Raw genomic sequence first — 23135 nt, forward strand, 5'->3', positions numbered from 1 at the left:
TAGGATGATAAATAAAATAGTTTATTCGGGTGTTGCATTTCTTTTGGTTGCCTGTACTGATTTGACTACCAACCCTAGGCAAAGTCTTACTCCGGAAGTTGCATTAAATGACGTATCCGGTTACCAGTCTGTTGCCAATTCCATGTACAATAGAGCTACCAGTTTCGGTTATTATGGACAGACAATGATGATCGCGCCTGAAATATTAGCGGACAATTTAAAAACAATAGCCAATACCGGAAGGTATCAAGGTGAAGAGGCCAACAGCGATCGGGAACATATTGATATTTGGGGGTTGGATGTCTTTGGAGGGATAAATGATGCCAACCTAATTATTGAGGGAATTGATGATGAAGAAGTCTCTGGAGAGGAAGATGAAAAATCTTTCATTAAAGGAGAAGCCTATTTTATGCGTGCACTTTTTTACTTTGACCTATGCAGGGTTTATGGTTACGAGCCGGGTAAAGAGGTAAATGGGTTCAATTTGGGGCCAATAATGAGATTAACCCCAACTTTAGTCGCCTCAGAAGCCAATGAGTACCTTTCAAGGTCTACGGTAGAAGAAGTTTACGAACAAATAGAAAGCGACCTTTTGGCGGCCATTCCTTTGGTGGGGTATGCACCAATCGGTTCTGATGGGGTGTATTATGCCAATACAGGTGCAGCATTAACCCTGCTCGCACGACTTTATTTATATTGGGGCAAAATGGCAGAAGCAGAGGAGGCTGCATCCTATGCGATGGAAATTATGGGCCTACTTACCAATGGTGAAGGTTTATTGGACGCTGACCAATACGTACAAGGTTTTTCTAGAGCTCCGCACCCCGAGTCCTTGTTTGAACTAGAGTTAAGAATTGTAGACTGGTCAGATGGAAATGGGGTCAATAATTCATTGAACTCCCTAGTTGCTGACAATGAACCTGCTGCACAATTTATCATTGGAGCATCAGATGATTTAATGGCAGCCTATGAAGAGGGAGATGTACGAAAAAACTGCTGGGCGGCCACCACTAGGGAGGGTGTCGAAGGAGATGTTTATGCAAGTAGGAAATGGACTGGTTATAAAGGAGATTTTTTAGAAAACCTTCCTATTTTAAGAGCCTCAGAGCTCTATTTAATTAGGGCAGAGGCAAGGTATGAAAGCAACCCTTCGGGAGCACGTGCAGATTTAAATGCACTGCGTTCCAGACGAGGGCTGGGGGCGATTGACAACCTTTTATCTGGTGAGGCATTGCTCAACCGCATTTTATTGGAAAGAAGGTTAGAGTTTGCACTTGAAGGACACCGTTGGTTTGATTTGAAAAGAAACGGCAAGAACATTAGCAAACCTGAAGGATTTCTGGATGTGCCTTATACAGATTACCGTATTTTGTCGAATATACCCTTGGATGAAATTACATTGAATGAAAAACTGGAACAAAACCCCGGCTACTAATGAAAAAACATAGACAGTATAAGGTGTTTGGTTGGGTGTTGTTCTTAAGTTTGATGGCAGGAAATATTTCTTGCATGGAAGACTCAGGCTTCAATATCCTATGGGAGGGAATGGAAGTGGAATTTGATGAGGCCTCTTTACCCAATAATACCATTCAGAAAATTGTCACCAAGTCTAGTGACAATCAAGTGGATCAAGAGAAAGTTCGCATTAACCTGGTGGGTGCTCAGGTCAATACCCCTATTGAAGTTGAATTGGGTGTGGATCCCCTTTCTACTGCAATCGAAGGTGTGCATTACAATATGGAGACAAATAAAGTTACCATACCTGCCAATAGTAGTTTTGTAGATGTTCCTATAGAAATTCTTACTGGAAATTTGGCAAGTGATGAATTGCCGGATCTTGTGTTGACCATAATTGATGCCGGAGAAACCAAAATCAGCACCAATTACCACCAATTGACTATTGAAATTAGACTTTCATGCCCTTCTGAACTTGCCGGAATTTATACTTCGGTTACAGTAGGTTCTTTCGGAACAGTAAATTATCAAGTAACCATTACAGAGTTAGAGCCATTTACCTATAGGATTTCAGACATTACGGGAGGTGTTTATTCTGAATTATACGGAGAGAATGACAATCCTGCAGTTTTTTCTGAATTGTGTGGTAAAATAACCATGACAGAACAAGCGGATAATGTTTTTGAAAGAGCAGTATTTACAGGCTCCGGTACGGTAAATGCCGATGGAATAATTAGGATTAGTTGGGAAAATGAGGTGGCCGAGCTGAGTGGCATTACCACCTTAACGCCTTCTGGAAATTGATTTTGATGGAATTTATATTTGAAATTCTTTGTAAGAAAAACAGGCAAAGGATAAGAGAAGAATAGAACAGACCTCTAGGGCAGAACAAATCGCTTTGCCCTAGGCTTGGCCATAAGAATTTACCTAGGTTTAGCCCGTTATTGTGCAAGCTTGAAGGATGGGAAAAAAATGATGAAATACTGTTTAAAACAGTAAAGGAATTGAGGTTTTGTAAAACCTTGTGACCGATAAAACAAAACAAATCGGATGAGAAAGAGTATCGTTTTAGTCATTTTTCTTTTGTTAATATGGGAGTCCTATGGACAAAATCCAGTATTCTCTGATGAGGGAATGCAAAAGGTTAGATCCGGTGTTTTTCAAAAATTACAGGAAAGTGTGGGCAAGCACAGTCTTACCAACGAAGAAAAGAGGCGCATTTCAACGAGCATGGGGATTCCACTTAGGATCAATTTGGCCAATAATCAATCCGCTACTTTCCAATACTTAGATGAGACCTCTCATCCGGTATATTTTACTACTTTAAATTTGAAAGCTGCCAAAGCCACTGAAACTGATGCATTACAAGAGGGAGGAAGCTTGAATTTGGGGCTCACCGGTCGTGACATGATCGTAGGTATTTATGATCAAACTCGACCTAAATCCAATCACAATGAGTTCGGGAATAGAGTAAGCCAATTGGATGGCTCCACTGAGGAAATAAGTAATCATGCGACCCACGTCACAGGGACCATTTTGGCTGCAGGAAACAATGCAAATGCCAAAGGCATGGCAACGGAGGCCACAGGTTGGGCATTCAATTGGGATGCTGATATATCTAAAATGACCCAAAACAGCTATGATCCTGAGCTTAATCCCGGCGGGCACTTGGTATCTAACCATTCATATGGAAACCTTATTGGTTGGTATAGAGACAGTAATCAGAATTGGAGTTGGGCCGGAAATGAGGGAGTAAGTAGTCAAGAAGATTATCGTTTCGGGTATTATTCTTCCAAATCAAGACAGATAGATGAGTTGACTTTTGCCAAGCCTTATTATACTATTGTTTGGGCTGCAGGAAATGACCGTTCAGATGTAGGAGATGGCTCCAAGCCCTCTGATGGGCCTGAGGATACCATAGGTCCTGAGGGAGTGGCCAAAAACAATATTACCGTGGGTGCCGTCAGTTTACTTCAGGACTATAGTGCCCCTTCTGATGTTTTTATGAGTAGTTTCTCTAGTTGGGGGCCAGTTGATGATGGGCGTATTAAACCTGACTTTGTGGGCATGGGAGTAAATGTTTTTAGTTCTGCTGTTTCTAACAATGGAAATGGTGACAGTTATGCCACCCTGAGTGGGACTTCTATGGCCTCCCCAAATGTTACGGGAACCTTGATGCTTTTACAGGAATTGTATCATCAGAGAAATTCTAGCAGATACATGCGTTCAGCCACCTTGAAGGCACTTGCCATTCACACTACAAAGGAAGCAGGGATTGATCCCGGGCCTGATTATATGTATGGTTGGGGTTTATTAGATGCCAAGGCTGCTGCCGATATTGTCATCAATGAAGATGGTAGCTCAAAAGTAATCAGAGAATTACAATTGGAAGACAAAGGGGATTATCAAATTGAATTTATTTCAAATGGCGTCGATCCGATTAAGGTTACCATCGCATGGACAGATCCAGCAGGCTCCCCTGCGCCAGTGCAGCTAAATCCCGGAAATCTAATGCTGGTAAATGACCTTGACATGAGAATTGTGGATGAAAGTGGAATGGTATATTACCCTTGGTCATTGAATCCCGCACAAGGCTCCGGAGCTGTGGCCACAAGAAATGGCGACAATTTTAGAGACAATATAGAACAGATTGTGATTGAAAATCCAAGCCCGCAGAAATACACCTTACAAGTTAATCACAAAGGTAACCTTGTCAATGGGCAACAAGACTTTAGTATGATTTTTTCTGCAGGTGTCACTGATGGACAAACCAGTACTTTGTATTGGATTGGAGGGAATGAGGATTGGGAAAATCCCGGAAATTGGTCCCTTGAGTCCAATGGGCAAAGTGCTGGAAGAATTCCTGATGCAGGGACAAGAGTGGTAATCGATTCTCCAAATCCCGGGCAAGCTATCCGGCTGAATGAAACGGCCAATGTGTTTAGCTTGAATGTTTTTGGTGAAGAGAATCTAGTTTTGGATTTAAACCAACAAAACTTGATCGTAAAAAATGGTTTTCGTTCTGGAAATCAAAACATGGAAATAAAAAATGGCACCCTACTTTTGGAAGGAGAGGTGCAAAAAGAAAGTATTCTTGATTTTGGACAGGTAAGTTTTACGGGGGTAGATATTCAGTTTAATAGTGGTCGTTGGCAAGTGTTATCCATGCCTCCTTTGGATAAATTTAGTATAAATGCCGCCGAAGTTGAAGTTCAAACCGACAGGATTATTATGGATGACTTTATCCTTTCATCCGAAGCTAAACTGAACGGAAAGCTGAATACCATAGTGTTTAATAATCAATTTATTATTGAAAAAAATGCAAGTGTAGGTAACAGTCTGGATTTGGTTTTTTCTGGGGCAAATGGGGTATACCAGGATCTACAGAAGCTTGAAGGGATTTCACTTACCAATAATGGAGGGAATTTAGCCATACAGGCATCTGGTATTTTTGAAACCATGAGTCTTTCTGGACAAACCAGTATTCTAGCTCAACAGCTTTCAGTTAAAAGCCTACTGTTGGGAGCGGATTCAGAATTGGTGTTAGCCGATGGAGGGACTGTAAATGTTTTAGAATTTATTGGCTATGAGAATGATCCTGGAGGATCAGCTATCATCAGGTCTGTTGGTAAGGCATTTATCAACCATAATGTTTATAATAAATACTGCTTTGAAGGCTTGAGCGTTGAAAATGTAGATCTTTTAGGTGATGCAGTAATTAACTTGGATGTACAATCTAAAGTGGTCAACGCTGCCAACTGGAGTAACATCAATTGCGAAGATGTAATTTTTGTGAATTTTGAGGCTCGGTTTAATTGCGCTGGGGGAATTACCGAATTCATTAACTTAAGTGAGGGTAATATTAATTCCTATAATTGGAATTTTGCAGGCCTTGGTTCTTCGGTCATTGAGAATCCAACCTATGTGTTCAATTTCTCAAGAACTTATATGGTTACCTTAGAGGCTTCCGGCCCCTCTGGAACCAAATCCTTTCAAAGAAATATATCTGTAGCATCAAATACACTAAGTCGTCCGAATATTGTCGTAAATGGATCCCAATTGAGCTCTCAATTGCCGGCTGCTAATTACCAATGGTATAGAAATGGTAGACCGATTGAAGGAGCCAACTCCAGGTCTTATATTGTAGATGATGGAGGTACTTATCAAGTGGCAGTCATAGATGAACAGTGCAATAGGATTTCTGATGTAGTTGTGGTTTCTGGTTCTGAAGACCTGACACCTCATAGCCGGGCAGGATATAGCATAGGGCCTAACCCTGTTTCAAATAAGCTTTCTCTCTTTATCAACAACGATTATAAAGGGGAAGTAAATGTGAGTTTGTATGATGTTCGAGGTAGCAATAAAGTGCTTGATTCTTTCATTAAAAATGAACAAAGTATTGAATACCTAATGGATTTTAATTTCCCCTCAGGGCTTTATTTGCTTCAAGTTCAAACAGGTGGTGAGTTACATTCCTTTAAAGTGTTGAAGGAATAATTTTTTACCATTCAGAAGGATCAGAATTGCGCTATCTCAAAAACAATTAAAGAAGCCCCTTCTTATGCTTTGGTGGTAGATATCAAAGAATAATAAAGGAGCTTTTTTTAGACTGTTAGCCTTATCACTGATTCCAATATTCTTGTAAATCTTTATCTACATTTGTCCACACCGTTTTGGAGAAGAAAGTATTAATGGATGCAGCCCAACCTGTGCCTTCTCCTTGTGTTGATACCACTACTTTTCCATCTATCAATTCTACTGTCCTCGTTACTTTACCTGGATGCAATAAATGGGATCTTTCTATTCCAAATTTATCCTTTTGATTTGCAAGGGTATAGTTGGTAACTGAATTTTCAAAATAGTTGATTTTTGAAATCACTGGGTTGAAAGGGGTTAAAATTTCTACCCATGTCAACTTGCAATCTTCCACAGGTGAAGTGTCGGCAGTAGGCGAAATAAAATTGGACTGTTTCAGCATGGTGTCGAATACCTCGTTGACACTACAATTGGGATCCACGCTCGGGTCACAGATTATTGTATTCAGCTCTTCGCCTTCTTTTGGGTAGATATGGTAATTTTCACTACCAGGGTCAAATGAATCCTGAATTTGGCCATTGTCACAGACCATTGCTCCTGGGGGATTTGGATTGTTGCCAGTAGGGCAGTTGACTTCAAAATACCATACTGTTCCCCCTTCAAGACAGCCTGATACATATATACTTATTTGTCGACTTATCTGTGGATTGTAAGGAATTGAAAAACTTCCTCCATAACTAACAAAACCATCATTTGGAGAAGCCTCATTGCAGGTTTTGAAAGGAGGGGCTTGTCCATCTTGCAACAAAACAGGGCTGGTACTAGCTACCCATTCTCCTCCATAACGAATATCCATTCTGTCTTTTTGATTGTACATATAATATGAAATATTTACGGTACCTGGGTAATCTCCCATGTCATAGGTTTTTACCGTTATTCCATCTTCACCAGTTACCCTAGGGAATGATTGACCACTTCCACACCTATTTTCAGAATCCACGATGGACACATTGATGGATTTTTTCTCGCTAATATTGTTGTTCTGATCATAGATACTATAGGAAACTACAAAATCTCCTTTTTGAATAAAATTAGGAATGCCGATGGCTACTGCAAAGCTGTTGTCAGAAGGATCGACTAACTCTACTGGGGCATCCCAGTGTTCCTGAGCACCTTCTACCTCTATATAGATTCCCTTCAATTGGTCATTCGAATCAAAGGCAAAAGGTAAAAATAGGAAGTTGTCATTCGTTATAAGTGCGGAGGAGATAGATACCGTAATCTTTATTTGATCAGGGTTAGAAGCTGAAGGCATATTCCCTGGTACAAGATCTCCATATATGATTAATTCTTTATTAAGTTCATTTGGTTGTGAGCTGGGGTCTATGGGCTGGTTGACCAATTTTCGGGTATCTGCCTCATTTTCTTCTTCAGGGGCACAGGACAGAATTGCCAGGCTCAATATTGCTAGGATTAGTATTGTTGATTGAAATTTCATGTCTTCGGGATTAAATTGGTTTCATCAGGTAACAGTAGGACTATTGCATATTGCCGGTTAAAAGCTGAGAAGGCCAAACCGCAATGAAACAACCACAGAAGTATCTGAAAGCTTACCATAGGTCGTATCAGCATAACTTCCACTTTTTAAAAGAGAAAGCATTATCTCCGTATTCTTTCTTAAGGAAATACCTGCAGAAGCGAAATAGCCAAAGTAGGCAGTGCTAACAATGTCGTCTAGGGTGTCCTCCATTTCCCTGGTATGTGGAGGGAACTCATCACTGGATTCTCCATTGATAACTACCCGTTGATTAATGGTAGATGTCACCTTTGAACTAATGGCCAATGCAGTACCCGCCTGGATGCCCACACCCAATGAAAAGAGCTTATTGGGCTTGAAATATACCGAAAGGGGGACTTCAATTGTCGTGACCTGATATTTTTCTGTGTATTCAGAAAATTGATCAAATTGATATTCTGGGTCCTTTTCCTCAGCATCTAGATTCATGGTATACCCTCTTCTTGTCAGGTTTACCCCTGTACCAAATGAGACTTTTTTATTCCACTTGTAATTAGCAAATAAACCCACAACTGGGCTCAATTGGTAGGGCAAGTCTCCCTTTATAAGAAAGTTATCCGAGCCGGTTTCTTCGAAAGTTGAGATCATGTTATCTAATCCTTTTTTAGCTTCGCCTCCAGAGAAGTTCATAGAGTAACCTAGATGTAAACCTATGGAAAGGGGGTTCTGAGTAGCATATGATAATGTATCCTGTGCTGAACTGGTAAATGTCAGGAGAAGGTAGGTTATCGTGCTGAGTATTATTGTTCTTTTATTACACATATTGATTTTTTTGAAGTGGTTTATAGCTGCATCAATCCTTACCAATCTCCGTTCTTGTAGGGGGAGTAATTTGTTAGGGAGTTGGTGTAATTTGGTTCTGAAATAAAGCAAATGCTTACATGGTGCCAGGGAGTTCTAAGATCCTTTAAACCTGAAAGCAAATGTGCTTTTCCATTTATTATTCTAGCTCATTGGTTCTTTGAACCCGGATTAAGTAATAGGATTCGTTATGAGTGGTGTAATCACAATAAAATCAGGCTATTTGGAGACTGAGTCATAGCACCGCTATGGTGAAGTCGAAAATAGCAACGAAGTGACTGATTTTAAAGTGATTCCATCACGTAATAGAAGGTCTATTGCATATTTCGGGTTGAATTATTGAACTTAGGCTTAGCCGATAGCTTGAGATTCTATCCGGTTTAATTTCTATGTCAGGAACGATTGTGAAGTTGGGAATAGCTTTACGGGGTAGGGAAAGTAGAAATTCGGATTGGAGGGTTTTGCATTTCATGGCTTAATAGGTTTAGGTCAGAACATTTATTATATTTTAATTTGTGTAGATTCAAATTCAGGTGGTTTAATGATTTTTAAATCAAATACCGTTTATATATGACTCTTTAGAAAATCTTTTTCGTAAACGTGGAAGTTGGAATCGTGAAAGTGTTATTTCAGTTCTTATAGCTTTTGGACAATTTTTCGGAAATAGGAGAGAGACATTTTTTTCGGGAAAGAACCTTTCTCAGCCCATTGTAGGGGAGCGGGATCTCCAAAGGTTGTCATCTTACTATCTTTCTTAGCCTTAATTCTTTTTGATTTAACCCGGATTATGTAATAGAATTCGTGATAGCCTGTCCCGTGTTTACGGGAAGTGTTGCAATCGCAAGAAAATCAGGCTGTTTGGAAATTTTAGCATAGCACCGCTATGGTGAAATTGAAAACAGCAACGAAGTGGCTGATTTTAAAGCGATTTCAGCACGTAATAGAATGTCTATTGCATATTACGGGTTTAAGGAAAAATAAAGGAGGAGCACTTGTTAGGTAAGGGATGGTATTGTTTGGGGCTGCTCAAGTTGAATACTATTGTAATAAAAGCTTGTGATCAACCTCTCAGGTCTATTTTAATAGTAGTTACTTTTTAGCGTTTCGGCGAGATTTTACCCAAAAGCCAAAAAATAAAATAGCTTGTTCGGATGTGATCATGCCACAAAGGACAGAAGAAATGGGTATACAAATAGCAAAGCAGTGAATTTTGTGTCTTTTTTATGTAACTTTGTAGCCTTAATTTAATAGAAAAAATGGTACACGTTTGTCGGAAGGAGCATTTTAATGCAGCCCATAAATTATGGAATCCGAAATGGTCTGAAGAAAAAAATAAAGCTGTGTTTGGACCATGTTCCAATGAAAATTGGCATGGGCATAACTTTGAACTGATTGTCACGATCAAAGGGAGGCCAGACGAAGATACGGGCTTTGTGGTGGATTTAAAGCAATTAAGTACCCTTATTCGAAATGAGGTTATTGATAAAGTGGACCATAAAAATCTCAATGTAGATGTCCCTTTCATGACAGGGAAAATGGCTAGTTGTGAAAATTTGGTCATGGAATTCTGGAAAATCCTGCAGCCTAAGGTTGATAAGATTGTAAAGGATGGAGGACTCTATAAATTGACTTTGTATGAAACACCAAGAAATTTTGTTGAATATTACGGAGAATAATTTCTTCTAACTTCTATAAACTACCTGCCATTGAAATACTACATTATTGCTGGAGAGAGATCAGGGGATTTGCATGCATCCAATCTTCTACTTGCTTTGAAAGACAAAGATGATAATGCTCAGTTTCGTGGAATGGGAGGGGAGTATATGGAGGATGCTGGCTGTACACTTTTTGCCCATTATAAAGAGATGGCCCTAATGGGGTTTGTGGAGGTATTGATGCACTTTAGGAGGGTGTTTAGGTATTTAAGCGCCGTCAAACAAGATATGGTTGCTTTTCAGCCAGATGCTTTGATTTTGGTGGATTTTGCAGGTTTCAATATGAAAATGGCCACTTTTGCTACTCAAAAAGGCATTAAAGTTCATTATTACATTTCTCCTAAATTCTGGGCCTGGAACCAAAATCGGGCTTATCGGTTAAAGAAAAACGTGGATAAGCTGTACACCATTCTTCCTTTTGAACCTGAATTCTTTAAGAAGTTTGACTGGGAGGTAGATTATGTGGGTAACCCATTATTAGACGAAATCAATAAATTTAAACCAGATAAGGATTTTTTGAGTCAGCACCAACTTGGAACCAGACCTTTGATTGCACTTCTTCCTGGAAGTAGGAAGCAGGAGGTTAATAAGATGTTACATACCATGATAGGTTTAAAAAGTAGCTTCGATAATGTAGATTGGGTAATAGCTGGTGTACGTAATCTATCTGCGGATGTTTATCAAATGGCCGAAGATGCAGGAATTCAGGTGGTGTACGATAAAACCTATGACATATTGTTACATGCAAAGGCGGCGGTGGTGACTTCTGGAACAGCCACGCTTGAAACAGCATTGTTTAATGTGCCTCAAGTAGTGGTATACAAGACAAGCCAGATATCTTATGCCATAGGCATGCAGTTAATCAAAGTTTCCTTTGCCTCGCTGGTTAACCTTATCGTTAACAGGGAAGTGGTGAAGGAATTGATTCAGGGGGAGTACCAATCCGAGTTCGTAGAGGAAGAACTTAGGGGGATTTTTGAAGAAGGTCCCAAGCGCACAAAAGTATTGGAGGGTTATGGAGAATTGCGAGGCCTTTTGAGCAATAAAAAAGCCTCGCAGGAAACTGCAAGGCTTATTTTTGATAGTTTATCTAATTAAGCTACTTGGAGCTTTTTGAATTTTGATTTCTCGAATTGAGTTCGAGCATATTCTTCATTTATAACTAGTGTATGTTTTCCTTCCTCAGAAGGGAATTCATACATGGCATCAGTGATGATGGCCTCACAAATAGATCTTAGCCCTCTGGCACCCAAATTGAATTCTACCGCTTTGTCCACGATAAAATCAATGCCTGACTCTTCAAACGTTAGGTCAACATTTTCCATTGCCAAGAGTTTGACGTATTGTCTTGTCAATGCATTCTTTGGTTCGGTAAGGATTAGTTTCAAAGAAGCTTTATCCAAAGGATCTAGGTGAGTCAGCACTGGCAATCTACCAATTAGTTCGGGAATAAGTCCAAATGCTTTTAAATCCTGAGCGGTAACATATTGCAATAGATTGGATCGGTCAATCTCATCCGCATTCGTCTTTTTACTGAAGCCCAAAGGCTGCGTATTTAACCTTCCTGCGATATGTCTTGCAATCCCATCAAATGCTCCCCCACAAATGAATAATATATTTTCTGTGTTTACAGAGATCATCTTTTGGTCGGGATGCTTTCTTCCTCCCTGAGGTGGAACATTCACTATGGTGCCTTCAAGCAATTTAAGCATGGCTTGTTGTACGCCCTCACCACTAACATCCCTAGTGATAGATGGATTGTCTGATTTTCTGGCTATTTTATCAAGTTCATCGATGTATACTATACCTCGTTCTGCAGCTTCCACATTATAATCAGCGGCTTGTAGCAATCGTGTAAGAATACTTTCTACATCTTCTCCCACATATCCTGCCTCAGTCAATACTGTAGCATCTGCAATGCAAAAGGGAACCTCCAGTGTTTTAGCTAAGGTTTTAGCCAGGTAAGTTTTTCCTGTTCCGGTGTCACCTACCATGATGATATTGGACTTTTCAATCCTTACATCATCCTCGTCCTGTTTTTGTCCTAGTCTTTTGTAATGATTGTATACAGCTACAGTTAAAACCTTTTTAGCCTCCTGTTGTCCGATTACATATTGATCCAAGTAGGCCGTAAGTTCTTTAGGTTTTTTTAATTTGAACTTAGGTTTTTTACCTTCCTTTTTCGTCTTGTCCTCTTCTCCCAGTATTTGGAAAGCTTGTTCTATACAAAAGTTACAGATATGCGCAGAAATACCGGATACCATAAGGTCTACGTCCTTCTTATTCCTTCCACAAAATGAACATGTTACTTGCGCCATTCAGATTTTATTTTACTTTTTTCGTCAATACTTCATCAATCAAGCCGTATTCTTTGGCTGCTGATGCTCTCATCCAATAATCTCTGTCAGAGTCGATTTCAATTTGCTCTATGCTTTTGCCACTGTGTTCGGCAAGTATTTCATAAAGCTCCTTTCTTAATTCCAGAATTTGTCTTACTGAAATTTCCATGTCCTTGGACTGACCTTGCATTCCTCCTGAAGGCTGATGTATCATGATCCTTGCGTGAGGCAAAGCAGCACGTTTTCCAGCGGCCCCACCTGCAAGCAATACAGCTCCCATAGAAGCAGCAAGTCCTGTACAGATTGTTCCTACTTCAGGGTTAATGTACTGCATGGTGTCATAGATCCCCAAACCTGCATATACAGAACCTCCTGGGCTGTTGACATACAATAAGATGTCCTTTTTGGCATCCACAGACTCCAAAAATAACAATTGAGCAGTGATGATATTGGCTATGTGGTCATCTACTCCTGTCCCTAGAAAAATAATTCTATCCATTATTAATCTGGAAAAGACATCAATTTCCCGGAAATTAGTAGGACGTTCTTCAATGACTGCACGTGTCATATTTTCCACAGAATGGATATATTGGTCAAAGGTATTGCCACTAATGCCCTGGCCTTTGACTGCGAATTTTCTGAATTCCTCTTTATTCATTTCTACTTTTCTCTTTGTTAATGTTACAAAAATAAAAAAAGCCCTTAGATAAGGACTTTTTATTAACAAAAAATTTTTAGAATTAGTTTTCGAGTAGTTCTTTAAACTTTTCTACTCCGATCTTTTCTTCTTTTAAATCGATCTTGCTTTTGACAAAATCAAGGACCTTTTCATTTTGAACCGAAGTCATCATTTGCATATAGTTTTTACCTTCATTCCCCTGAAGGTAATTTTGCAAAAACATATCCATATTGTCCTCAAGTTGTGCGCCCATTCCGGATGAGGCCAACTGCTCACGAATCATTTCTTTTGTCTTTTCAATGACATCTTCGTGCTCAGCTTTTATATCGTTGTCTTTTGATATTTTATTAGAAATCAAAGACCATGTCAATTGCTTGGCATAAGCAGGGAATTCTTTCTCCACATCCTCATTGCTTACCTTGCCATCATTGGCACGGATCAACCATTCTTTCAGGAATGCTTCAGGAAGGTCAAGTTTATGGTTAGAAATAAGGCCATCTTTGATCTGTTCTTCATTGAACACCTTAATTTCTTTTTGATAGTTTTCACTTAAGATGGTTTTTACCTTCTCAAGAAATTCTTCTTCAGTTGAAACCTGATCAGGACCAAAAACTTTATCGAATAGTTCTTGATCTAATTGTGCTTCCTCAGTTCTATTGATGTTTTGAACAGTGAAAGTAAATTCACCTTTAAGGTTTTCAGCAGCTTCCTTGCTAATATTTAATGCTTCAGCAATATCTCCTTTAATTGCTTTAGAAGGGTCGAAAGAAATAGTGTCTTCTTTTTTAACTCCCAAGAATTTTTTAACTGTTCTGCCATCCAAGCTACTTAAAGGGATAGATAGGTTTTCTTCATAAGAACCATCAACCGCTTTAAGATCTCCGTAAAGAAAATCATTTTCTTCACTTACCTCAGGATTGGTCATTTTACCGTATTGCTTCTTGATGTTTTCAATAGCTTCATTTACTTCCTTATCAGAAAGTGCTATTTCATACACCTTAGCATCTATTTTTTGGTCAAGGTTAAGGTCAATATTTTCTACAAAACCAATTTTGTAACCAAATTCGAAATCTTTTTGCTTTTTCCAGTCAATGTTCTGACTGTCTTCTTCAGAGGGTATAGGATCACCCAATACTTCAAAATCCTGTTCTTTTAAAAAATCATTTAAGGATTTGGACAAAATGGTATTTATTTCTTCTACCAATACTGATGTGCCATAAAGGTTTTTAACCATTGTAAAAGGAGCCTTACCAGGTCTGAATCCTTTGATATTGGCTTTTTTAGCGTAGTCTTTTATTTTGGCATCAACAGTTTGTTGATAATCTGCTTCCCCAAGTTTAATCTTTACTGAGGCTTCATTGGCAGCATGTTTGTCTAATGTAATTTCCAAGGGATCTGAATTTAATGTTTACCTATAACAAAAACCCTCCATCCTGATTTACCAAAAGGCAGTTATCAAGATCGAGGGATTTAATGGGTGTGCGGATGGAGGGACTCGAACCCCCATGCCTCGCGGCGCTAGATCCTAAGTCTAGTGCGTCTACCAATTTCGCCACATCCGCAAATAAATAAATAAATTGTCTACTAATATTACCTTATGTAATAAACGGGAAAATAATTTCCATCATCCCTGTCTATCTTTACATTCAAGTCTACTTGAAGGCTTGTTTTTAATGTGGTGCAAAGGTAATAATCAATTTTAAAGTTTCAATACTTTTGCCAAAAAAAAATTAAAATTTTACTTAAGATTTTGATTCCGTAGTCTGGAAATATTTTATAACTTGTATCGTATGATCAAAGTTGATATAGAAGAAGAGCGAAAAGAAATTCTCAAACGTTACAGGAAACTTTTGAGATTGGCTAAGCCATTGCTTAAATCGGGCGATGCCAAGTTGATCAAAAAAGCTTTCAATGTAGCTAGTGAAGCCCATAAAGAAATGAGGCGCAAATCTGGAGAACCATATATCTATCACCCATTGGAGGTTGCTCTAATTTGTGTTGAAGAAATAGGTCTGGGTACGACCAGTATTGTTGCTGCCCTGCTTCATGATGTTGTAGAGGATACAGACATGGAGTTGGAAGATATAGAAAGGGAATTTGGTGTGAAGGTTGCCCAAATTATAGATGGGCTTACCAAAATTGCTGGTGTTTTCGATTATGGCTCTTCACAACAGGCAGAGAACTTTAGAAAGATGCTTCTTACGCTTTCTGACGATGTACGAGTGATCCTTATCAAATTAGCTGACCGGCTAAACAATATGCGTACACTTGATTCAATGCCTCGCCACAAGCAATTGAAGATCGGTTCTGAAACCAAATACCTGTATGCACCATTGGCTCATCGCCTGGGCTTGTATTCTATTAAGTCCGAACTCGAGGATCTGCATCTTAAGTTTATGGACAAAGAAGCTTATGATTTTATTACAAAAAAGATCAGTGATACCAGAGTTTCTCGAAATAAGTTTATAAAAACCTTTATAACACCCATAGAGAAAGAGTTGGAAGAGCAAGGCTTTAAATTTGTAATTAAAGGGAGGCCCAAGTCTGTTTACTCCATTTACAATAAAATGAAGTCCCAAAACATCCCCTTTGAGGAGGTGTTTGATTTGTTTGCCATCAGAATAATCATCGATACAACTTATGAAAATGAAAAAGCGGCTTGTTGGCAGGTGTATTCCATAGTTACAGACTTTTACAGACCAAATCCAAACAGACTCAGAGATTGGATTAGTACTCCTAGGGCAAACGGATACGAATCATTGCATACCACTGCCATGAGCCAAACAGGACAATGGGTGGAAGTTCAAATCCGAACTCAGCGAATGGATGACATAGCCGAAAGGGGGTATGCAGCTCATTGGAAGTACAAGGAGAAGGAAAACGCCCCTGAAAAAGCAGCTGGAAGCCTTGATGAATGGATTACTCAGGTGCGGACCTTGTTGGAGAACAATGATGGTTCTGCTATTGAGTTTATGGATGATTTCAGAGGGAACTTATTTCATGATGAAGTTTTCGTATTTACCCCAAAGGGAGACCTGAAAGTGTTGCCATTTGGTGCTACTGCTCTGGATTTTGCCTTTGAAATACATACTGAAGTTGGAGCCAAATGTATAGGGGCCAAGGTAAACCAAAAACTGGTTTCAATTGGTCACAAACTAAAAAATGGGGATCAGGTTGAAATTCTAACTTCCAATAAACAAAGACCCAATGAAGATTGGCTAAAATCTGTCGTTACTTCTAGAGCCAAATCCAAAATAAAAGACGCCCTTAAGGAAGAAAAAAAGGGCTTTATGATGGATGGAAAGGAAATTGTTCAAAGAAAGCTGAAACAAATGAAGCTTGACTTTTCCTCAGAGATAGTGGAACAGTTAAGGGCCTTTTTTGAAACAAAAACCACTTCAGAGTTTTATTATAAAGTCGGCAAAGGTATTATAGATGCTACTTCAATAAAAAGTTTTAAAGATTTTAAGCAGCAGAAGAAATCTAAAAAAGGACCTCAATTAAATTTTACAGACGAAAAATCGTTCACCAAGGAGATTAAAAACTTAAAGGGGCCAGAGCATGATCAGTTATTGATCGGCGAAGACATGGATGTAGTGGATTATGTATTGGCAAAATGCTGTAATCCTATCCCTGGAGACGCGGTTTTTGGTTTTGTTACGGTCAATGAAGGGATTAAAATCCATAGGACAGCTTGTCCCAATGCCCTTGAACTTATGTCCAATCATGGGAACAGAGTGATCAAGGCCCGATGGACCAGCCAACAGCAAATTGCATTTTTGGCAGGTTTGAAGATTATTGGGACAGATAGGGTAGGCTTGATAAGTGATCTTACCAAGGTTATCTCTAACGAATTAAAGGTGAATATGCGCTCTATTACAGTTGATTCCGATAGGGGGATTTTTGAGGGAAGTATAAAATTGTATGTAGATAGTACCAACCATCTTGAGAAACTAATCGACAATTTATCAAAGGTTCAAGGCGTTCTTAAAGTGTCTCGGTTTGATTAGCAGAGTTAAATCATCCATTTTTAAATAAGAACAGTATATTTGTAAAAAAAATGAAAGTATGGCTTCAACTGAAAGTCTTTACGAAAAGGTAAAGAAAATATTCACCGCCTATTTGGAGAATAAAAAACTTAGGAAGACACCGGAGAGGTATGCGATTTTAGAGGAGATTTATAGCAGAGGCGGGCATTTCGATGTAGAAGGGCTATACATTAGTATGAAAAACAAAAACTACCGGGTGAGTAGGGCTACTGTTTACAATACCCTCGATTTGTTGGTAGAATGCGACCTTGTAACCAAACATCAATTCGGTAAGAACCTTGCGCAATATGAAAAGTCTTACGGGTATAAGCAACATGACCACCTAATTTGCACCGAATGCCATCAAGTTAAGGAGTTTTGCGATCCCCGTATCCAAAATATTCAAAACACCGTTGGGGAAATTCTAAATTTCAATATCATCCATCATTCACTTTTGCTCTATGGCAATTGTACTGATGATAATTGTGAGTATAAAACTAACCCACCTGCGGAAAAAATTAAAAATAAATTATAATCCATGAAAGCAGAATTTCATTCGAAAATAGAAAACAATTCTTTGCTACTAAAGATCAAAGGAGATTTGATCGGTGATGACTCAGGCCCTCGATTGGTTGGCCTGGTTTCTGATGGCTTGCAGGATGGAGTGAAAAATTGTATTATTGATCTAAGTGAGGTCAGGTACATTAGTTCAAGCGGAATTGGCGTTTTGATAACAGTACTTACAAAAATGAGAAATGCCGGAGGAGAAGTTTACCTTGCATCACCGTCAGAACATGTCAAAAAGCTACTAATTATCACAAAACTCAATAATATTTTTAACGTTTTTGACACTTTAGAAGAGGTGTTGAAACAATTTAAATAAACTTTAAGCTTTATTTGTAGAATAAAATTTAGCTTGGAAGTTGTAAATTTTTATAAACATGACAATCTTCACGTCGAATTTTGACAGAAGGCTGTAATACTTATTTAAAAATAAAATGAAAATGGACGTTCTTTTAGGTCTCCAATGGGGTGACGAAGGCAAGGGAAAAGTAGTGGACTATCTAGCGCCAAACTATGAAATGGTAGCCAGATTTCAAGGGGGCCCTAATGCTGGTCATACCTTAGAGTTTGATGGGATCAAACATGTTTTGCACCAAATCCCGAGTGGGATCTTTAGGGAGAACATCCAAAATATAATTGGCAATGGTGTAGTCCTTGACCCAGTTGTATTGAGGAAAGAAATCAAAAACTTGGAAAAGTTTAATATTGATTTCAGTAAAAATATGGCAATTTCAAAGAAAGCCACCATCATATTGCCTACCCATAAATTATTGGATGCGGCTTATGAGAAATCCAAAGGAGATAAAAAGATTGGCTCCACCTTAAAAGGAATCGGACCTACTTACCAGGATAAAATTGGAAGGGTTGCTTTAAGAGTAGGGGACATGTTGTCTCCTGACTTTAAGGAGAAATACCATGATTTGGTACAGCGCCATAAAACAATACTAGATTATTATGATTTCGGTTTACAGGACCTGCCAACTTTGGAGGCAGATTTCTTTGAAGCGGTGACCTTTTTCAAATCCCTAAGACTTATCGAAACGGAATTTGAAGTGAATGCTGCCATTAAATCTGGAAAAAAGGTGCTTGCTGAAGGTGCGCAAGGTTCTCTTTTGGATATAGATTTCGGTAGTTATCCGTTTGTTACAAGTAGTAGTACTATGGCCGCTGGTGCCTGTACTGGACTGGGTGTACCTCCTTCCTCCATTGGAGAAGTGTTCGGGATATTCAAAGCTTATTGTACACGAGTAGGCAGTGGACCTTTCCCAACCGAGCTTTTTGATGAGGACGGAGAGCAAATGCGTAAAGATGGTAACGAATTCGGTTCTACTACAGGTAGGGCTAGAAGATGTGGATGGATAGATCTTCCAGCTCTTAAATACTCTATCATGGTCAATGGAGTTACCCAGCTCTTCATGATGAAAGGAGATGTGCTGAATGGATTTGAAAACATTAAAATCTGTACTGAGTACAAATTGGGAGATGGAAACACTTCTGACCAACAGTATCTCAATGGGACTACAGAGGGAATTCAACCCGTTTATGAAACAATGAAAGGTTGGAATTGCAGTTTGGAAGGGATCACTAAATATGAAGATTTTCCTGAAGAACTTAAAGCTTACGTTACTTTCCTTGAAAAAGAACTTCAGGTACCTATCAAAATGGTGTCTGTAGGACCGGATAGAAAGCAAACAATTCTAAAATAATAGTTTAATTTTCAAAAAAAAATATTTCGAGGCTTCTTCCTAATTATCAGGAAGAAGCCTTTTTTATTTATTTTTTAATTGAGTATCTTAACTCCCTAATCCTTGATGGAAATCTAGAGAAGAGTCCTTATAACCGGGATTAATATTTAGGGTGGCTGCCCAGAGCTGTAATCAAAAAAGAATTAAGTTGTTTGAAGAGTTGGTCCATCTTCATTTTGATTTGCATTGAATCTTCAGGGTTGACCGATGATGAATTTATCAATACCTAAGATAGCCTAGCTATTGCTGTTTCAGGATTCAATTGTAAGACTGGTGTCGCGAGAAAAGCAAACCCGGCTTTTACAATTGGTTTTTACCAACATTAAAGGAGAAGTGATTCCTCCTCGAATTTTAAGGTTTATTGCCTATTTTGGCTTAAAGTTTTTACTAGCAATAGGAGAATAAGGACATGGAAGAAGTGCTTATGTATATAAACAAGAGTAGTGTTGGCTATAGGACTTTGTTCTTTTTCTGTAAAAGGGGGTTGTTGTCAACTGTTTTCAAGGTTCTTGTTTGTTTTTTAATCTTCCTAACTTTCCCTCAAGACTTATTTTCGCAGCAAGGATTTCCCTATTGTGAATCCTTCCAACAAGCTATTGAGAGGAAAGAGACCGTTTTAGGTGGTCATGCTAAAATTAGCGATGGTGTTCTTAGGCTTACAGATGCAGTAGGTGATCAGAGTGGTTATGTTTATATTGACATTCCTTTCTCTTCTAGTTTTGGCGTTAAAGCATCTTTTGAATATTTTAGTTATGGAGGGACCGGAGCAGATGGATTGACCGTTTTTCTTTTCGATGGTTCTACTACTTCTTTTTCTCCAGGTGCGTTTGGAGGTTCTTTGGGCTATGCAATGAATGCAAAGGTTGGAGGTTTGACCAATGCTTATATGGGGGTAGGGTTTGACAGCTTTGGTAATTTCGGGAATAACTCCGAGGGTAAAACTGGAGGGTTTCCGCAAGAAGAAAGCAAGCTGCATCCCAATGCCATAGTGATAAGGGGACCAGGGAAAGGTTTCAATGGTTACCATTATATCACTGGTGTGAAGACCAATGAAGGTGGTGCATATGGTTTACCGGAAGACCAACGGTTTCCAATTAGCTCTGGTGGGCCAAATACAAGGAGGGTGACAGACCCTGATAAAAATGGTTACCGTAAAGTGATCATTAAGCTTCGACCAAAGAATGGAGGAACAGGTTTTTATTTGGATGTAGAAATGATTTTCACGAGTTCAGATGGCAATCCAAGGCAAATTACACTTATAGACAATAAAGATTATCCCTACCCCTCTCCTAAAACTTTAAAAATAGGTTTTGCAGCATCTACAGGAGGAGAAACCAATATACACGAAATCAGAAACTTATTGGTGGAAGTGGCAGATGAAGATAACTTGAAAAAACCGACAACCAGCGTTGTTGAAGGATTTTTGGTTTGTGAAGGGCAGGAGAACCATCTTGAAATACCTAAAGAGCAATACAATTTACCTAATCAAGATTCAAGAATAAGCTGCATGAGATTTTATGAGTCACTTGAGCAAATTGAGGAGATGGAAAAGGATCCTTGTCTTTCAGGGACTTGTAGCGATGATGAAACAAGGCTTGCTTTGAAGGAGGGAGTTTTCCGATATTCAGGAGATGGTTCGAAGTTTTCATTTATCCCCAATCCGGGTTTTGCAGGTGAAGAGGTGCAGGCCTATTTTACCATTACGGATAATTATGGTAAATCATCTGAAGGAAGTCCCGTTGTGCTCAAGGTTTTGGATAAACCGGAACCAATAAGTATTATGATCAATGACCTTCCAATTGTTAATATGGATGCCTGTCCAGGAGAATCTGTAAATTTAAGTGTTCATTCTCTCGAGGAGATCCAACAATACGAATGGTACAAAGACGGTGAACGATTGCAAAACTTTTCTGAATCGTCAATAACGGTTTACAGCCCGGGAGTTTACCATGCTAGTGTCATTACTCGTGAGGGCTGCCCATTGGTTTCTGAAAGTATTGGAATTGCCTATCCTTCATTTCCTGATTTGGTAGTGCCAAACAGCCTGTTTGGTTGTCATCCGGAGATATTTCCCGATCCAAGGGAATACATAACAGATTACGACGCTGAGTTTTATGACTATCAATTCGAAGATGAGTCAGGTTCCTTGTTTCTCAATGAGGAAGTACTTGACTTGACAGATGATGGCTTATACCTAATTAGGGTTAAACCTAAATCTCTGGAATGCTGGTCTGAACCACTTACTTTTAGGCTAAGGTTGCCTGAGGAGGCATTGGAAGCAATGGCGGATTATGTGCTAAATGCTACGGGGAATAAGGAGGAGGCTGAGGATGGCATTCTTTCTACGGATCAAATTAGGTTCATAGATCATTCCAAAGGAAACCCACAGAAATGGAATTGGGACTTTGGGGATGGTAATACTAGTTCACAAAGATCACCTGTACATGTATATAATGAAAAAGGGGAATTCATTGTATCCTTAACCGTTGAGACTGGGCCCGATTGCGCAGCAACTTACCAACTACCTATTTCTATTCGAAGAACTTATAGGGTCATGTTTCCGACGGGCTTTACACCTTCACGTGAAGAAGATAATTTTTTCATGCCCAAAATGAAAGGGATAGCAGCAATGGATCTTAAAATATTCAATACTTGGGGGGAGTTTGTGTTTCAAACTACGGCTATCAATGGCCCTGGATGGGATGGAACCATCAATGGAAAACCACTTCCTCCGGGTACTTATGTATATAGAGGTGATTTTGAAACCAACAAAGGAGAGTTGGTTACCAGGTCAGGTAAGTTTCTTTTAATAAGATAATGAGGAAAATAATAATTTTGATTGTTTCTTTTTTTAGTATAGCGGCAGAATTGGTTCAGGCCCAAGACATGCAGTTTTCTCAATTTTATGCGGCGCCTATATTCTTGAATCCGGCGTTTACTGGAAGTACGGAATGGACCAGGGTAGGTGTCAATTACAGAAACCAATGGCCAGGTTTGGATCGAAGCTTTAATTCTTTTTCTGCTTATTTTGATCATTTCATAGACCATAAGAACAGTGGGGTAGGTGTCATCGCCAATGGTGTTCGTGATTCTTTTTCTCAAATACAGAACATGGAAATTGGTTTGACCTATGCTTACCGCATCAAACTGGGGGAGGAAAGTTATCTTCACTCGGGAGTTCAGGCCAGTTTTGTTCATAGGAATGTAAATGTCGAAAGCATCATACTAGGTACGCAAATAGACATTGATAGAGGGGTAGTGGTAGGGAATGGTGTCAATTGGGTAGAAGATGTGAGTCAGAGGAGTCATGAAGACATTAATACAGGATTGTATTATTATGACAAGAAGTTCTGGCTAGGTGTGTCTGCCCATCATTTGACACGTCCCCATATTTCATTCCTTCAATTGGAGGATCAGAGGCTACCTATACGTTATTCTATTCATGGTGGAGTCACCTTTGATTTATTTAGCAATAATATTGGAGATGTTATTAACAATACCTTACAAGAGCGAACCCTATCTCTTGCTTTTAATTATAAGAGACAGGGTTTGTTTGATCAATTAGATGTGGGCGCAGAGTTTTTCTATGCACCTCTTATATTGGGTGTATGGTATAGGGGATTGCCTACTAAGCGTAGTTTACCGAATAATGAAGCCATTGTCGCATTAATGGGGTTTTCATTGCCGAATGATTTGC

Annotated in this window: 16 protein-coding genes and 1 tRNA gene (1 of these 17 cut by a window edge); 11 read left to right on the forward strand and 6 right to left on the reverse strand. The window is 39.1% G+C overall.

Annotation, left to right across the window (positions count from 1 at the left end; all coding sequences use genetic code 11):
* The first annotated feature begins 4 nt into the window (after window positions 1-4).
* From CA2015_RS13815 to CA2015_RS13825, 3 genes are all read left to right on the forward strand, one after another.
* The gene (locus CA2015_RS13815; protein WP_240477799.1) at window positions 5-1435 is read left to right on the forward strand and encodes a RagB/SusD family nutrient uptake outer membrane protein; all 1431 of its coding nucleotides are present in this window, start codon (window positions 5-7) and stop codon (window positions 1433-1435) included.
* The gene (locus tag CA2015_RS13820) at window positions 1435-2259 is read left to right on the forward strand and encodes a DUF4843 domain-containing protein (protein WP_048642439.1); all 825 of its coding nucleotides are present in this window, start codon (window positions 1435-1437) and stop codon (window positions 2257-2259) included. The genes CA2015_RS13815 and CA2015_RS13820 overlap by 1 nt, the downstream gene beginning before the upstream one ends.
* 246 nt (window positions 2260-2505) lie before the next feature.
* Window positions 2506-5952, forward strand: coding sequence for a S8 family serine peptidase (locus CA2015_RS13825; protein WP_048642440.1), 3447 nt, complete (start codon window positions 2506-2508; stop codon window positions 5950-5952).
* A gap of 124 nt (window positions 5953-6076) precedes the next feature.
* Here the strand turns inward: CA2015_RS13825 and CA2015_RS13830 are convergent, their stop codons facing one another.
* Window positions 6077-7489: a hypothetical protein gene (locus tag CA2015_RS13830; protein WP_048642441.1), complete on the reverse strand. Its 1413-nt coding sequence runs from the start codon at window positions 7487-7489 to the stop codon at window positions 6077-6079.
* A 57-nt stretch (window positions 7490-7546) separates the two neighbouring features.
* A complete protein-coding gene (locus CA2015_RS13835; RefSeq protein ID WP_084011780.1) occupies window positions 7547-8329 on the reverse strand; it encodes an outer membrane beta-barrel protein in 783 nt (260 codons plus the stop codon).
* A gap of 1295 nt (window positions 8330-9624) precedes the next feature.
* Here CA2015_RS13835 and CA2015_RS13840 point away from each other — a divergent pair.
* On the forward strand, window positions 9625-10044 hold the full coding sequence (locus CA2015_RS13840; protein WP_048642443.1) for a 6-pyruvoyl trahydropterin synthase family protein: 420 nt from the start codon (window positions 9625-9627) through the stop codon (window positions 10042-10044).
* 30 nt (window positions 10045-10074) lie between these two features.
* Window positions 10075-11181, forward strand: coding sequence for a lipid-A-disaccharide synthase (lpxB, locus tag CA2015_RS13845; protein ID WP_048642444.1), 1107 nt, complete (start codon window positions 10075-10077; stop codon window positions 11179-11181).
* On the opposite strand, the gene clpX is transcribed toward lpxB, so the two are convergent.
* The 4 genes from clpX to CA2015_RS13865 form a co-directional block, all read right to left on the reverse strand.
* Window positions 11178-12401: an ATP-dependent Clp protease ATP-binding subunit ClpX gene (gene clpX / locus CA2015_RS13850; protein WP_048642445.1), complete on the reverse strand. Its 1224-nt coding sequence runs from the start codon at window positions 12399-12401 to the stop codon at window positions 11178-11180. The genes lpxB and clpX overlap by 4 nt on opposite strands.
* Before the next feature lie 7 nt (window positions 12402-12408).
* Complete coding sequence (locus CA2015_RS13855) at window positions 12409-13080, reverse strand: ClpP family protease (protein WP_048642446.1); 672 nt, start codon at window positions 13078-13080, stop codon at window positions 12409-12411.
* An 82-nt stretch (window positions 13081-13162) separates the two neighbouring features.
* On the reverse strand, window positions 13163-14491 hold the full coding sequence (gene tig, locus CA2015_RS13860; protein WP_048642447.1) for a trigger factor: 1329 nt from the start codon (window positions 14489-14491) through the stop codon (window positions 13163-13165).
* A gap of 90 nt (window positions 14492-14581) precedes the next feature.
* Window positions 14582-14663 (reverse strand) — tRNA-Leu (locus CA2015_RS13865).
* Between the two features lie 228 nt (window positions 14664-14891).
* Here CA2015_RS13865 and CA2015_RS13870 point away from each other — a divergent pair.
* The 6 genes from CA2015_RS13870 to CA2015_RS13895 form a co-directional block, all read left to right on the forward strand.
* Entirely contained in the window at window positions 14892-17111 is a 2220-nt protein-coding gene (locus tag CA2015_RS13870; RefSeq protein WP_048642448.1) for a RelA/SpoT family protein, read from the forward strand.
* A 58-nt stretch (window positions 17112-17169) separates the two neighbouring features.
* Window positions 17170-17664 (forward strand): Fur family transcriptional regulator, encoded by a 495-nt coding sequence (locus tag CA2015_RS13875; protein WP_048642449.1) that lies wholly within the window; start codon window positions 17170-17172, stop codon window positions 17662-17664.
* A gap of 3 nt (window positions 17665-17667) precedes the next feature.
* Window positions 17668-18012 carry an STAS domain-containing protein gene (locus CA2015_RS13880; protein ID WP_048642450.1) on the forward strand — a complete coding sequence of 115 codons (345 nt, stop codon included), beginning with the start codon at window positions 17668-17670 and terminating at the stop codon, window positions 18010-18012.
* Window positions 18013-18127: 115 nt separating this feature from the next.
* A complete protein-coding gene (locus CA2015_RS13885; protein ID WP_048642451.1) occupies window positions 18128-19399 on the forward strand; it encodes an adenylosuccinate synthase in 1272 nt (423 codons plus the stop codon).
* Between the two features lie 448 nt (window positions 19400-19847).
* Complete coding sequence (locus CA2015_RS13890; RefSeq protein ID WP_048642452.1) at window positions 19848-22256, forward strand: T9SS C-terminal target domain-containing protein; 2409 nt, start codon at window positions 19848-19850, stop codon at window positions 22254-22256.
* On the forward strand, window positions 22256-23135 hold the 5' portion of the coding sequence (locus tag CA2015_RS13895) for a PorP/SprF family type IX secretion system membrane protein (protein WP_048642453.1). It continues 146 nt past the right edge of the window; the window shows 880 of its 1026 coding nt (coding positions 1-880); it begins with the start codon at window positions 22256-22258; its stop codon lies beyond the right edge, outside the window. Before CA2015_RS13890 ends, CA2015_RS13895 begins: the two co-directional genes overlap by 1 nt.

It is taken from the genome of Cyclobacterium amurskyense, assembly GCF_001050135.1.
GTDB lineage: Bacteria > Bacteroidota > Bacteroidia > Cytophagales > Cyclobacteriaceae > Cyclobacterium > Cyclobacterium amurskyense.